This is a genomic window from Bacillus sp. MN7755 (assembly GCF_054771475.1).
In genome coordinates, this window is record NZ_BTRL01000006.1 from 86,426 (window position 1) to 100,910 (window position 14,485).

Consider the following 14,485-nt stretch of genomic DNA (forward strand, 5'->3'; position numbering starts at 1 on the left):
TCTTCTTATTTATTCCATCATATGTGCAATTTTCTTAGAGAACATAAGAAGTACTAATCCGAGTACGATTACGATAACACCGATGCTTGCGAATACTTCTAAATATCCTAAAGATTGAGTGAAAGCAGCTAATTGTCCTGCTAATAAGTTTGCGAAGCCAGTACCAGCTAACCATACACCCATTAATAATGATGCTAATTTAACAGGAGCGATTGCACTTACCATAGATAATCCGATCGGTGATAAGAATAATTCACCAATTGTATGGAACATGTAAGTGAATACAATGAATAGTAAGTTTGCTTTCATTGTAATATTACCTTCATCGCTACCAGTTTTTAATACAGCTAAAGTTAGAACTAAATATCCAATCCCTAGTAAGATCATACCAAATGCCATTTTTGTTGGGATTTTTAAGTCACCATTTTTCGTTTTTGAAAGTTTAATCCATAATGCTGAAACCGGTAATGCTAGTAAGATAATGAATAGTGGGTTTACAGATTGGAACCAAGGTGTTGGGATTGTAAATCCACCAATTGTACGATCCACGAACTTATCCGTGTAAAGTGTTAAAGAACTACCAGCTTGTTCAAATCCTGCCCAGAAGAATACAACGAAACAAGTTAAAATTAAAATTGCAGTTGTACGCTTTTTCTCTTGTGTTGTTAAAGGTTTTTTCTCAATTGCTTTTGCATTTTTTTCTTTAGACTTTTTACCTACAACAGTTGTTCCGATAGACCCTAAGTAACGAGGTGCTAAGAAATTAAAGGCAAGTTGCCCAATAATCATACCGATACAAGCTGTTAAGAAACCGTATCTATAATCTGCGAAATAACCGCAAATGAATGGAGCGATAAGAGCTCCTAAGTTAATTCCCATGTAGAAGATAGTGAAGGCACTATCACGACGAGAATCGTTTTCGCTATATAATTGACCTAATAAAGTCGAAATATTTGGTTTGAAGAATCCGTTACCAATAACTAATAATCCTAATCCTAAAAATAGTCCAGTTTTCGTGTTCATTGAAAATAGTACAAAGTTACCAATTGCCATGATGATACCACCAATAGTAATGGCGTGTCGCTTCGTAATGAAATGGTCAGTTAACCAACCACCGATAATTGGTGTGAAGTATACTAACATTGTGAAAATACCGTAAATTTGAACGGCAACTGCTTTATCAAATCCTAAACCGCCGCTTACTAAGCTCGTTGTTAAATAAAGAACTAATAAGCCACGCATTCCGTAATAACTAAATCTTTCCCATGCTTCTGTAAAGAACAACAAGTATAACCCTGGTGGATGTTTTTTTGGTGATTGTTGCTCTCCAGCTTTGTCTAATTTTAAAGCTGCATCCATTTTTGTTTCCCCCTAATCCTGTATAACGGATATTTATGTAATCATTTTAATTTACAAAATATTTAGAAGTCAATAGAATTATATGGAAATAGAAAGAAAATTTCTAAAAAAGTTCTATTTTTCTTCAACCGTTACTGTATTTTGCCCTGAAAACGAGATGATAAGCGTTTTCAAATGTAATAATTGAATTCTAAAAGAAAATAAAATAGTGATTAATCAGAAAATTTAGATTAAAATATTTATTCTGATATAGAGAAAATATATTCTATTTACTTTTATAATATAACATATTGGGAATAAAAATACAAAATGAAATAATGTGACATTTAAGTGAATTGAAAAAAAACCAGCTCCATAGAAGGGGAGCTGGTTAGGGAAATATTATTTAACAAAGCGTTTTTCGATATCATCTAATAGTAGGTTAGCAGCCATTACACCACCAGCTGTATTCCAAATAACGTCGTCAACTTTGTATGCTTTACCATTTTTCACTGCATTTAAATTTTTAAATAGAGGATCATTGATATATTCTTTTTCTAATTCAGAGCCTTTTTTCTCGTTTCCTTTATCGAATGTGAAGTAGAATAATACGTCACCATCCATTGCAGAAATACGTTCTTTAGATACGTTACGCTCTGCGAAGTCATCTTTATTTTGATCACCAGGACGTTTAAATCCAAGTTCTTTTAAAATAACACCAGAGAATGTATCACCATGATAAATACGAACATCACCAGGCATGAAGCGAACCATAGAGATTTCTTGATTTACTTTATCACCTAGTTTGGCTTTTAAATCTTTCATACGTTTATCGTAATCAGCTAAAACCTTTTGACCTTCTTTTTCTTTATTTAATGCTTTTGCATAAAACTTGAAGTTATCTTTCCATTCACCACGTAATGTTTCAGAGAACACAGTAGGTGCAATTGCTTTTAGTTGCTCATACACTTTCTCGTGACGCATTTTGTTACCGATAATTAAGTCTGGTTTTAAAGAAGCGATTGTTTCCACATTCACTTGTCCTTCATCACCAACAACTTTTACATCTTTCATTTTATCTTTAATATGTGGATACCATGGATCACCAGTCCAAGATTTTACAGCTCCAACTGGTTTCACACCTAATTCAAGTAAAGCTTCAGTACCTTCATTTGTTAAAATAACTACACGTTTTGGATTAGCAGGAACTTCTGTTTTACCCATTGCATGTTCCACAGTTATCATTTCTTTTTTCGTATCTTCTTTTGATTCTTCTTTCGTATTTGGCTTTCCGCAAGCACTTAAAAGTAATGAAAAGGCTAGTAAAAATACAAATACTGTAAACGATTTCTTTTGCATGAATTTCATTATGTACCCCCTACATACTGAGAATTTTTTTCAATAGCAAGCATGATATTAAGCCTTTATTCTTTGATTGTCAATATATACGGCTGAAAATAATTCTCATTTCCGTTGACAATGAGAATTAAGTTGAAATACACTTACAACGTATCATTATACATTGAAGGGGAAACGCTGCATGTTATTAAAAACAAATCAAGCAAAATGGATTGGATTATTTGTTGGGATCATTGCAGTCATTATTTGTATTTGGGGAAGTATTATTTTCGGATATACAAATACGAGCTGGAAATTAGCATTAGATGCTTTTTTTCATTTCAATGGTTCCAATGAACATATTATTATTCAAAATGTACGTCTACCAAGGGCATTAATTGCAGCTAGTGTTGGTGCTAGTTTAGCCATTGCGGGTTGTCTTATGCAAACTTTAACGAAGAATCCGCTTGCTTCTCCAGATTTTATTGGATTAAATTCAGGTGCTGCCTTCTTCATAGTTGTAGCAATTGTTATTTTTTCCGTGACATCATTATCAGCTTTCACGTGGATTGCCTTTTTAGGAGCAGCAGTTGCAGCTGTACTTGTATTTGCTTCTAGTTCTTTAGGAAAAGAAGGGACAACGCCTCTTAAGTTAACATTAGCAGGGGTCGCAATTAGTGCGTTATTTTCATCATTAACACAAGGATTACTTGTGTTAAATGAAAAGGCGCTTGAAGAAGTATTATTTTGGCTTGCCGGATCTGTGCAAGGAAGAAAGTTAGAAATTTTACAATCTGTATTCCCATATTTATTAATAGGCTGGATCGCATCTATTATGATGGCAGGGAAAGTAAATACATTGATGATGGGGGAAGACGTCGCGAAGGGGCTTGGACAACGAACAATTTTAATGAAATCATTCGTGTTACTTATTATTGTCCTGTTGTCTGGTGGTTCAGTTGCGGTTGCTGGTCCAATTGGATTTATTGGAATTATTATCCCGCATTTTGCCAGATTTCTTGTTGGAGTAGATCACAGATGGAGAGTACCGTATAGCGGCTTGTTAGGGGCAATACTACTAATCTTGGCTGATATAGCAGCAAGATATGTCATTATGCCACAAGAAGTACCAGTAGGAGTTATGACAGCATTTATTGGTGCACCGTTCTTTATTTATATTGCACGTAAGAGAGGGCTTAGCAAATGAAGAAGTATATTCCGTTTCGTATAGGAAAAGGCGGGCTCTCGTTTTTAATGTATAAACGAGCTTGTCTCGTCTTATTCAGTTTACTAGTTGTTTTAATAGGATTATTTTTTGCGAGTGCAGGTATGGGAGACATGAAAATTGCTCCTTATGATGTATGGCAAGCAATCACTGGAAATGGCGATGCGATGTCCAATATGGTTGTAAATAAGTTTCGTATGCCGCGTATTTTAATTGCCATCCTTGTAGGAATCGCACTTGCTGTAGCAGGATGTATTTTACAAGGTCTCGTTCGAAATCCACTGGCTTCTCCTGATATCATCGGGATTACAGGTGGTGCAAGTGTTGCAGTTGTATTATTTTTAGCTATATTTAGTGATAAAAATAATGCGCTAACTGTAAGCATTCATTATATGCCGTTAGCAGCTTTTGTTGGGGCAACGATTGTAGCACTTTTTGTATATTTATTTGCATGGAGAAATGACGGATTATCACCGATTAGTCTTGTTTTAATTGGTGTTGGCTTTTGGGCATTAACGAAAGCGGCAACGACTTTGTTTATGTTGTTAGCGCCAATTTACCAAGCGAGTCAAGCGAATGTATGGATTACAGGCACTGTTTACGGGTCTTCATGGCAAAACGTTATGGTGCTTGCGCCGTGGGTTCTCATTTTAACGGTAATATCATTTATAGCTGCTAGACATTTAAATGCGCAAGAGCTAGGGGATGATATTGCGATAGGACTTGGTGTTCCTTTAACGAAGTCACGCATATTCATGTTATTACTTAGTACAGCTTTAATTGGCGGTGCGGTTGCTTTTGCTGGAGGAATTGGATTTGTCGGTTTAATGGCACCTCATATTTCACGAAGACTAATTGGTTCTTTATACGGTGCATTACTCCCAGTTGCGGCTATTGTTGGTGCAATTTTAGTACTTGCTGCAGATTTAATTGGGCGTACAGTTTTCACCCCACTTGAAATTCCAGCAGGGGTATTTACATCAGCAATTGGTGCACCTTATTTTATTTATTTACTTTATAAAAGTCGGAATTCATAAAGGGAGATGAATATGCAAAAAGCATTGGAGACGAAACGTTTGACGTTGTCTTATGGTGAAACAATTATTATTGACGAGTTGAATTTAGAAATTCCAAAAGGCGAAATTACAATCTTCATCGGCTCTAACGGTTGCGGGAAATCAACTTTATTGCGTTCACTAGCTAGATTATTAAAACCAACAACTGGTGACATTTTGTTAGATAATCAAGCCATTCAAAGTATGCAAACGAAGCAAATTGCTCGTCAAATGGCAATTTTACCGCAAGGACCACAAGCGCCAGAAGGGCTTACAGTATTGCAACTTGTAAAGCAAGGACGTTATCCGTATCAAACATGGCTGAAGCAATGGTCAGAAAAAGATGAGGAAATGGTACAGAAAGCACTTGAAGCAACAGGTATGACAGAATTTGCTGAGCGTGATGTGCATGCTCTTTCAGGTGGGCAACGTCAACGTGCTTGGATTGCAATGACGCTTGCACAAGATACAGATATTATTTTATTGGATGAGCCTACTACCTATTTAGATATGACTCACCAAATTGAAGTGCTAGATTTATTATTCGAATTAAATGAAACAGAAAAAAGAACAATTGTTATGGTACTACACGATTTAAATTTAGCATGCCGTTATGCAGATAATATTGTAGCCATTCAAGATAAACAAATATATGCACAAGGTAAGCCAGAAGAAGTAGTAGATGAGAAACTAGTACGTGATGTATTCCGAATGGAATGTCAAATTAGTACGGATCCGTTATTTGGGACGCCACTTTGTATCCCGCACGGAAGAGGGAGACGGTTAGTTAAAGAAGTTGTTCAGGCAATGAGATAATAAAAAAACGATGAGTGATTCATCGTTTTTTTATTTGGTACAAGAAAATAGGAGGAAGAGAGGAATTCGTAAACGACGTTCATATTCTTCATCATTTTGAAAATAAGTCTGATTTGGTGTAGCTTCTTTTAAGGATGTAATTGTAAATCCGGCTTGTTGTAACAATATGAAATACTCTTCTGTTGTGCGATGATATTTAATAACCTCCTGGTCAATCCATGGTTCAACCCGTTTGCCTAGTTTAAAATAATCATCGACGAGCCAGCTAGTTCTTTTACCACTCATTTGTAAGCTTTCAAATGAAGAGGTAATAATGGGATGTTGAACGCTAAAGGTAAAGGTTCCATTTGTTTTTAAAGTTTGAAATACATTTTGAAAAATGATATCAAGATGTTCAATATAATGTAAAGCGAGTCTAGATGTTACTAAATCAAAAGTGGAAGAGGGATAGGTATAATCTTTGAGGTTTATAAAATGAACAGATCCATTTTTATTTTCTAGTTGTTTTTTAGCTTTTTCATACATAAGCTGAGAGCCTTCAATACCGGTGTAAGAGTAGCATCCGTTTTCTAATAATTCCTCGCCAAACTTAGCATCACCACAGCCTAAATCGAGGATTTGCTTTCCTTTAACATCACCAATGAGTTGAAAGAAGGCTGGTTTTTCAAGTGACTCATTTGGGCTATTTTCTCGGTATCTTCGTTTCATATATTGTTCAAAAAATGCTTCGTTATTATATACATCAGATTCAGTAAATGCCATGATTGAAGCCCCCTTAAATATTTTTTTTATTCTACCAAATATGAAAAGTAAATGATAGATTTCTTGTAATGAATCATATATAATCTAAAATTGTAAGCGGTTACTTTAAACTATTTTTCTATAATAAATTCTGAAAACGTGTTAAGCTAGTAGAGGGATTATTAGAACTATTAAGACAATAATCCGCTTACATGAACGATGGGAGGCTTCACGATGTCTAGTAAAACACTTGCAAAATTTTTAGAAGAAAATTTAGAGGATTTAAAATCAAAGGGGCTTTATAACGTAATTGATCCGCTTGAGAGTTCAAATGGACCAATCATTACAATTGGCGGAAAAGAATATATTAACTTATCTTCAAACAACTATCTTGGATTAGCAACAGATAGCCGTTTGCAAGAAGCAGCAATTGGTGCTATTCATAAGTACGGCGTTGGAGCAGGAGCTGTTCGTACAATTAACGGTACTTTAGATTTGCATATTAAATTAGAAGAAACAATTGCAAAGTTTAAACATACAGAAGCAGCAATTGCTTACCAATCAGGATTTAACTGTAATATGGCAGCGATTTCAGCCGTTATGGATAAAAATGATGCGATTCTTTCAGACGAATTAAACCATGCTTCTATTATCGATGGTAGTCGTCTATCAAAAGCAAAAATTATCGTTTATAAACATTCTGATATGGAAGATTTACGCCAAAAAGCAATCGCGGCGAAAGAATCAGGTCTTTACAATAAATTAATGGTAATTACAGACGGTGTCTTTTCAATGGATGGAGATGTTGCAAAACTACCAGAAATCGTTGAAATTGCAGAAGAGTTAGATTTAATGACATACGTAGATGATGCACACGGTTCAGGTGTACTTGGAAAAGGTGCAGGAACTGTAAAGCACTTCGGTCTGTCGGATAAAGTTGATTTCCAAATTGGTACATTATCAAAAGCAATTGGGGTAATTGGTGGATATGTAGCTGGGAAACAAAACTTAATTGACTGGTTAAAAGTTCGTTCACGTCCATTCTTATTCTCTACAGCATTAACACCAGCTGATGCAGCAGCTTGCATGAGATCAATTGAAATCTTAATGGAAAGCACAGAGTTACATGATCGCCTGTGGGAAAATGGTCGCTATTTAAAACAAGGATTAAAAGAACTTGGCTTTAACATCGGAGAAAGTGAAACGCCAATTACACCTTGTATTATTGGGGATGAAGTGTTAACACAAGAATTTAGTAAACGTCTAAATGAAGAAGGCGTATACGCAAAATCTATCGTGTTCCCAACTGTAGCAAAAGGAACCGGACGCGTTCGTAATATGCCTACAGCAGCTCATACGAAAGAAATGTTAGATGAAGCAATTCGTAAGTATGAAAAAGTAGGGAAAGAAATGGGCATCATTTAAGTAACGACATCTTTTGAATAGCTTGCAAATGAGGAGTGGGGAAAATGAAAAAAATTCTAGTAACCGGTTCTTTAGGGCAGATTGGTTCTGAACTAGTAATGAAACTTCGTGATGTATACGGCGCATCAAATGTTATTGCAACAGATATTCGTGAAACAGATAGTGAAGTAGTAACGTCTGGTCCATTTGAAACGTTAGATGTAACAGATGGACAAAAACTACATGATATCGCAAAGCATAATGAAGTAGATACAATTATTCATTTAGCAGCTTTACTTTCGGCAACAGCAGAAAAAAATCCGTTATTTGCATGGAATTTAAATATGGGCGGACTTGTAAATGCATTAGAAGCAGCTCGTGAATTAAACTGTAAGTTCTTCACGCCAAGTTCTATCGGTGCATTCGGTCCATCAACGCCGAAAGATAATACGCCACAAGATACAATTCAGCGACCTACTACGATGTATGGGGTAAACAAAGTAGCAGGAGAATTACTATGTGATTATTATCATCAAAAGTTTGGCGTTGATACGCGCGGCGTACGTTTCCCTGGTTTAATTTCTTACGTAGCTCCTCCAGGAGGCGGAACAACTGATTATGCAGTTGAAATTTATTATGAGGCAATTAAAAAAGGCACATACACCTCATACATTGCAGAAGGAACATACATGGATATGATGTACATGCCAGATGCTTTACAAGCAATCATTTCATTAATGGAAGCTGATCCAAGTAAGCTAGTGCATAGAAATGCATTTAATATTACAGCGATGAGCTTTGAGCCAGAGCAAATTGCAGCATCAATTCGTAAACATATTCCGACGTTTACAATGGATTACGCTGTAGATCCTGCTCGTCAAACAATCGCTGATAGCTGGCCAAACTCTATTGACGCAACAGCAGCAATGAAAGAGTGGGGCTTTAAAGCGGAATACGATTTAGACAAAATGACAACTGACATGCTGGCGAAGTTAAAAAAAAAGTTCGCAGCTGAGTTAGTGATGAATTAATAGGAAGGGTCGATTCTTAGGAATTGACCTTTTTTGTTTTTATTTTAAGAATATACAAATAATTACAAACGTGATAAAATGAGTTAATTTGTGTATAAAGGGGCGACAGAGAATGGGAGTTAGCAAAGGGAATTTACAATGCGTCACGTTTAACGGGAACATTTAAGCTTCGATCGGGACAAGTATCAAATCAATACTTTGATAAGTACTTATTTGAATCTAATCCAGTACTATTATTAGAAGTTGCTAAACAATTGAAAGAGCTCATTCCTCCTGAAACAGAAGTACTCGCAGGTTTAGAGATGGGAGGTATTCCAGTAGCAACAGCATTATCTTTACAAACGAGTATACCAGTTGTATTTGTAAGAAAAGAAGCGAAGAAGTACGGTACATGTAAGTTAGCAGAAGGTATTGATATTACTGGGAAAAATATTTGTGTTGTTGAAGATGTTATTACGACAGGTGGTCAAATATTATTAAGCACGAAAGATTTAAGAGAACTAGGTGCGAAAGTACATCATGTTCTAGGTGTAATCGAACGAACAAAAGAGGAAGAGAAAACTTATTAGAAGATGGCTTACAACTACATTCTTTATTTACAATGGATGAGTTAATTGAAGGAGAAAAGCAACATGCAAAGAGTTGATGTCGTATATGCACTAATACATGACGAAGAAACAGATAAAATATTAATGGTACATAATGTAGAACAAAATGTTTGGTCATTGCCAGGCGGGGCTGTTGAAAAGGGCGAAACGTTAGAGGAAGCTTTAGTAAGGGAAGTAAAAGAAGAGACAGGTTTAACGGTTATGGCAGGTGGACTTGTTGCGATCAATGAAAAATTCTTTGAAGAATCCACGAATCATGCACTATTATTTACATTCCGAGCGAATGTAGTAAAAGGTGAACTTATGGCAGAAGATGAAGAGGAAATTTCCGCAATAGAGTGGTTAGATCGAACAATCGCAAATGAACGATTCCCATTCTACGATGGAGGATTCGAGTCATTACTAGAAGTAGCCATTCCATACAAGTTTCAGCCAGAAACAAAGTGATTGGAAGAAAAAAACAGGAGCGACAACGCTCCTGTTTTTTCTATTCAATCGTCTTCAGTAATAACTTTTTCAATAGTGGTTTAATCTTCAAACGTAAATCTTCAGCGTGATTTGCAACTAAGAAGTGATGGTTATAAATGTTCTTCATTAATTGATAAGTTGCTTCTTTCGCTTCGCCTTCTTCGATAAATATTCCGATTACTTCCATTCCGCTTTTACGAGCAAGTTTGACAGCTTCATGCGTATCTAAAATACCGTCTTGTTGATAGTCTAGTGCAGAAGGCTCACCGTCTGTGAAGACAAGTAAGAATTTATGCTTTTCTGGTCTTTTCGCGAGCTTTTCAGAAACGATACGAATAATATATCCGTCGCGATTATCTTCTTCTTCGCGAAGTTGCATAATTTCGGGACCAACGTTTGGTAACGTTGAGTTTTTATATGTCACAACTTCATGGATAACGTTCGGTTTATCTTCAGGCTTAGCACTAGAAGCATCTTCCCAAAATCCGCTAATAGCGTGCGGGATTTTTAAAGATTTCAACGCTTCATGGAATAGGACAACACTCTTCTTCGTTTCTTCCATTTTGTTATACATAGAACCAGAACAGTCCACTAATAGTTGGAATGCAACATCGAGCTCTTGCGATTCTTGTCCTTTTTTATAAAACATGCGCGGTTGCTTTTCAGTATAAATACGAAGGAATTTCTTACGAAGTCTTCCGTAGTATTTATCACTATTTGCATTCGTTTTATTTTCAATCGTTTTTTCGATAATTTTCTTTAATTCTTTTACATCTTTATTAACGACAGATTTGATAGCTTGGTAATCTTTTTTCTCGTCAGGGTTTGATTTGCGAGCTTCTTTAAATGTATGAGAGGCACCAACGTTATACTTGCCATATACACCGTCGTTTTGACTAGAAGCATGGGAAGCTCTTGCTTCCTCTGTATCAGCACCATCAAAGTTAGATTGTGTACTTTTTTGAGAAGTACCTTGTACAGAACCAAGTGCTTGGTCGCCATCCTCTGATTCACGAGCAGTATCACCCATCATATTTGTTTTTGTTCCACTTTCTAATTCAAAGCGTAAAAAGTTCTCGTTTTCGTTATTTTTATTTTCACGATGCCATGTGGAGAAACTTTCATCCATTTTGTTTTTATTTTCATCGTCATCTATGAGCTGCGTATCATCATTTGCTAATGTTTCAGGACGACTGTCTTTCTCATCTGCAATAACAGATAAGTAGAGCGGAGCATGTCCGAAATAATTGTTCAGCATGTCACTTTCAAGAAGCTCCTCTAAGCGATAGCGAATTTTCTCAACGATATACATAATATCTTCCGTATTACGAGCTTGGAATGTTTCATGCAAAATTGCTTCAATTTGCTCGAAATATTCATTATTAAACATTTCATATTTATCGCTCGTTAACGAAAGATAACATAGACAAAATAGACGATCACCGTGATAGTTACGAACGCGATTGATTTCATTTTGTGAGCCGAAGTAGTTGCGATACATTTCTTTTCTTCTTTTAAAAACATGCTTTGTGCCAGGGCGTAAGTTTTTTACGATTTCCTCAACACGTAAATCTTCTAATAGAACAAATAATTGTGTTAAAAACTTTTTTAAGGGTGATTCTTGTAATTCAATCGCATAAGAACGAATTAAAGTCATGTCCGAGTAATGTTTATTACCAAGTGCTTTTAAAAACACTTCGCTTTTTAATCCGATTACTGTATCCTCTTCTTTTCGATCATCCCAAAAGTGACTAATGACAACCTTTTTTTCAATTTCGTCGTAGTATGCTTTATAGCCATACTCAAGGTAGGCATCGTCTTCTTTTAGAAGAGCATACATTAAGTTTTCCATTTGTAGAAACAGCGACGCATCAATTTTTTTGTCACTAAAAATTTGTCTCATGAATTATCCCTCAAAGAAATAACTTTCTGCTAATTCACGGACAGTCATTTGTTCTGTTTCATCGTTTAATTTTGCGATAATGCTTCGTTCGATAGCGCGCATAACAGGAATATACACACCTAAATCACATGCGTCGAGAATACCACGAATACTTGCTGCTTCTTCACTTACACGTCCATCACGAGCTAAAGGCATAAGGTCGCTTGCAAATGCAACGAACTTTTCAATTGTTGCAACATCTTTTAATTTTGATTCAGCTAATAATAGTTCTTTTAATGTATCACCTTGAATGTAAGGAACTTCAATAATAACGAAACGGTTTTTTAACGCTTCGTTTAGTTCGCTTGTTCCAACGTAACCTTCATTAATTGCTGCAATTACGCGATATTCGTCATCACCGTATACAACTTCTTGTGTAAATGGATTTGTAATCATTTTACGGTAATCTAATGCACCGTGAAGAAGTGGTAATGTTTCAGGTTTTGCCATATTGATTTCATCAATATATAGGAAATGACCGTTCTTCATTGCTTTCATAAGAGGACCGTTAACGAATGTAACTTCAGATGCGCCATCTCTCGTTTGTAGTGTGTTGTATCCTAAAATACCTTCTACATCTAGGTCGACAGAACAGTTAATGCTATGCATTGGTTTTTGGAATAAAGAAGAAAGAGTTTCAGCTAGTACTGTTTTACCACTACCAGTCGGCCCTTTTAATAGAATGTTTTTGCCAAGAAGAAGTGCTGTAATAGCATCTTCAATAATGCTGTTATCAGATGCTTTATATATTTTCTTTCCAATTAAATGTGCATTTTCACCAGCTTCTTGCTTATTCTTTTCGTGAATTGTAGAAAGCTGCTGTTTTAAATCAGCATGTATATGAAATTGTTCTAACATGTATTTCCCACCTAACATTATTTTCATAAAGTAATACATCTTATGATAACTTGTTTTAATATGGTATGCAAAGAAAAGGAGAGGGGAGTAATGGAAAAGAAAAAGCAATCAATGTTACATTGATTGCTTACAGTAAAGGAGAAATGAGTCGCATGAAAGACTCTAATATTCGTTTTTTGATACTTCTTTTTTGGAAGGCGTTCCATTTAATTTCATAGGAATGCTTAAAGTCATCTTCAAAATCAAGTTTAATATCATGAACAGTTTCTGATTCATAAAGTACGCTAATAAGTTCATAATTTAATTCGAAGCTGCGTACATCCATATTTGCTGTTCCAATTGTCGCGATTTTATCATCAACGAGTACAATTTTCGCATGCATAAAACCATCTTTATAACTATAAATGGAGGCACCAGCTTTTAAAAGTGGAGTGAAGTAGGACTGAGATGCTTGATCACTAATAATACTATCACTTTTACCGGGATATAAAATGCGTACATCTATGCCAGAAATCGCACTTAAGCGTAATAATGTTAAAGTTTCTTGATCCGGAATAAAGTATGGTGTAGCAATCCAAATCGATTTTTTTGCAGATCCCATAACAGCTAATAATGTATTGCGAATGCTTTTATCATCTGAGCTTGGTCCGCTCGCTACAATTTGCACAGCACCTTCTGCACTTGAAATTTCTTTACCTGGGAAGTATTGTCTATTCATAAATTGATCCCAAGAATAAGTATTCAATCCACTAGATGCATAGAGCCAATCCTCTAGAAAAATTGCTTGTAATTTATATAGCGCTTTTCCTTCTATTTTTAAATGACTATCACGCCAAACGGGAAATTTTTTTGAACGGCCAAGATATTCATCACCAACGTTGAGTCCACCAGTAAAACCGATTTCTCCATCTACAATGACGATTTTACGGTGGTTACGATAATTAACTGTTTCAAGTAACCAAGCTGAAAAAATAGGGTCAAATTCAACAATTTCAATCCCAGCTTCTTTCATAGGCTTTAAAAAGCGTCTTCTTAACGTATTACTTCCTAATCCATCATAAAGGAAGCGTACAATAACACCAGATTTTGCTTTTTTTATTAACGCATCCCGAACTTTTGTACCAATCTCATCAGATTTATAAATATAGTATTGAATATGTATGTGATGTTTTGCTTGCTCGATAGCTTGCAAAATTTCTGAGAATGTTTGATCTCCGTTTGTTAAAAGTTTTGTAGTTGTTCTATCTGCGGCAGGTCCGCCTCCAAATTTTTGTATAACTTTTGTTAAATGTGTAGAACGCTCATGTAAGGGGACTGTGAGTGATAATTCTACTCGTCTTCCTTCTAATATTTCACGGAATAATTTTCTTTGTTCTTCTGAACGATGGAGATGTTTTTTTCTTCTCCAACGGCTACGCCCGAAAATAGAGTATAAAAGCACACCTACAACGGGAAGAAGTGCTAATACTAAAAACCATGCTAAAGTGCTTTGTGGAGATCTATTTTCGATAAAAATAACGAAAGATATTCCTATGATTGTAAGAGACCATAATACACCGAAAAAGGTATATAGTGAGAGGATAGACGTATCTAAAAGTAAGAGTACGATAGATACAATTATAAATACCAATAATAATTGAACGATAGGCTTCTTCATTGCT

General features: G+C 35.6%; 12 protein-coding genes and 1 pseudogene. 7 read left to right on the plus strand and 6 right to left on the minus strand.

The annotated features are described in order from the left end of the window. Positions 1–9: 9 nt before the first annotated feature. Together ACYVEC_RS04665 and ACYVEC_RS04670 are read right to left on the minus strand one after the other, a co-directional pair. On the minus strand, positions 10–1,359 hold the full coding sequence (locus ACYVEC_RS04665; RefSeq protein ID WP_017560398.1) for a peptide MFS transporter: 1,350 nt from the start codon (positions 1,357–1,359) through the stop codon (positions 10–12). Between the two features lie 381 nt (positions 1,360–1,740). Next, positions 1,741–2,706, minus strand: coding sequence for an ABC transporter substrate-binding protein (locus ACYVEC_RS04670; protein ID WP_063225156.1), 966 nt, complete (start codon positions 2,704–2,706; stop codon positions 1,741–1,743). Between the two features lie 172 nt (positions 2,707–2,878). Here ACYVEC_RS04670 and ACYVEC_RS04675 point away from each other — a divergent pair, with 172 nt between their 5' ends. Genes ACYVEC_RS04675 through ACYVEC_RS04685 form a run of 3 tightly spaced genes read left to right on the plus strand, consistent with a single transcriptional unit; the run spans position 2,879 to position 5,772 of the window. Beyond that, positions 2,879–3,883, plus strand: a complete 1,005-nt coding sequence (locus ACYVEC_RS04675) for a FecCD family ABC transporter permease (protein WP_017560400.1) — start codon at positions 2,879–2,881, stop codon at positions 3,881–3,883. Continuing rightward, positions 3,880–4,938, plus strand: coding sequence for a FecCD family ABC transporter permease (locus ACYVEC_RS04680; RefSeq protein ID WP_063225154.1), 1,059 nt, complete (start codon positions 3,880–3,882; stop codon positions 4,936–4,938). Before ACYVEC_RS04675 ends, ACYVEC_RS04680 begins: the two co-directional genes overlap by 4 nt. Positions 4,939–4,950: 12 nt before the next feature. Further along, entirely contained in the window at positions 4,951–5,772 is an 822-nt protein-coding gene (locus ACYVEC_RS04685) for an ABC transporter ATP-binding protein (protein ID WP_063225153.1), read from the plus strand. 30 nt (positions 5,773–5,802) lie between these two features. On the opposite strand, the gene ACYVEC_RS04690 is transcribed toward ACYVEC_RS04685, so the two are convergent. After that, positions 5,803–6,534: a class I SAM-dependent DNA methyltransferase gene (locus ACYVEC_RS04690; RefSeq protein ID WP_460505761.1), complete on the minus strand. Its 732-nt coding sequence runs from the start codon at positions 6,532–6,534 to the stop codon at positions 5,803–5,805. A 213-nt stretch (positions 6,535–6,747) separates the two neighbouring features. Here ACYVEC_RS04690 and ACYVEC_RS04695 point away from each other — a divergent pair, with 213 nt between their 5' ends. From ACYVEC_RS04695 to ACYVEC_RS04710, 4 genes and pseudogenes are all read left to right on the plus strand, one after another. Next, positions 6,748–7,938 carry a glycine C-acetyltransferase gene (locus ACYVEC_RS04695; RefSeq protein WP_000095906.1) on the plus strand — a complete coding sequence of 397 codons (1,191 nt, stop codon included), beginning with the start codon at positions 6,748–6,750 and terminating at the stop codon, positions 7,936–7,938. Between the two features lie 44 nt (positions 7,939–7,982). Then, on the plus strand, positions 7,983–8,948 hold the full coding sequence (locus ACYVEC_RS04700; protein WP_063225152.1) for an L-threonine 3-dehydrogenase: 966 nt from the start codon (positions 7,983–7,985) through the stop codon (positions 8,946–8,948). A 131-nt stretch (positions 8,949–9,079) separates the two neighbouring features. Next, positions 9,080–9,594, plus strand: a pseudogene (gene pyrE, locus ACYVEC_RS04705) (orotate phosphoribosyltransferase). Next, entirely contained in the window at positions 9,581–10,003 is a 423-nt protein-coding gene (locus ACYVEC_RS04710; protein ID WP_063225151.1) for an NUDIX hydrolase, read from the plus strand. Before pyrE ends, ACYVEC_RS04710 begins: the two are co-directional and overlap by 14 nt. A gap of 40 nt (positions 10,004–10,043) precedes the next feature. Here the strand turns inward: ACYVEC_RS04710 and ACYVEC_RS04715 are convergent, their stop codons facing one another. The 3 genes from ACYVEC_RS04715 to ACYVEC_RS04725 all read right to left on the minus strand — a co-directional run bounded on the left by ACYVEC_RS04715 (position 10,044) and on the right by ACYVEC_RS04725 (position 14,481). Further along, complete coding sequence (locus tag ACYVEC_RS04715; RefSeq protein WP_063225150.1) at positions 10,044–11,927, minus strand: vWA domain-containing protein; 1,884 nt, start codon at positions 11,925–11,927, stop codon at positions 10,044–10,046. 3 nt (positions 11,928–11,930) lie between these two features. Further along, positions 11,931–12,824 carry an ATP-binding protein gene (locus tag ACYVEC_RS04720; RefSeq protein WP_063225149.1) on the minus strand — a complete coding sequence of 298 codons (894 nt, stop codon included), beginning with the start codon at positions 12,822–12,824 and terminating at the stop codon, positions 11,931–11,933. 127 nt (positions 12,825–12,951) lie between these two features. Continuing rightward, positions 12,952–14,481, minus strand: coding sequence for a cardiolipin synthase (locus tag ACYVEC_RS04725; protein ID WP_063225148.1), 1,530 nt, complete (start codon positions 14,479–14,481; stop codon positions 12,952–12,954). Between the last annotated feature and the right edge of the window lie 4 nt (positions 14,482–14,485).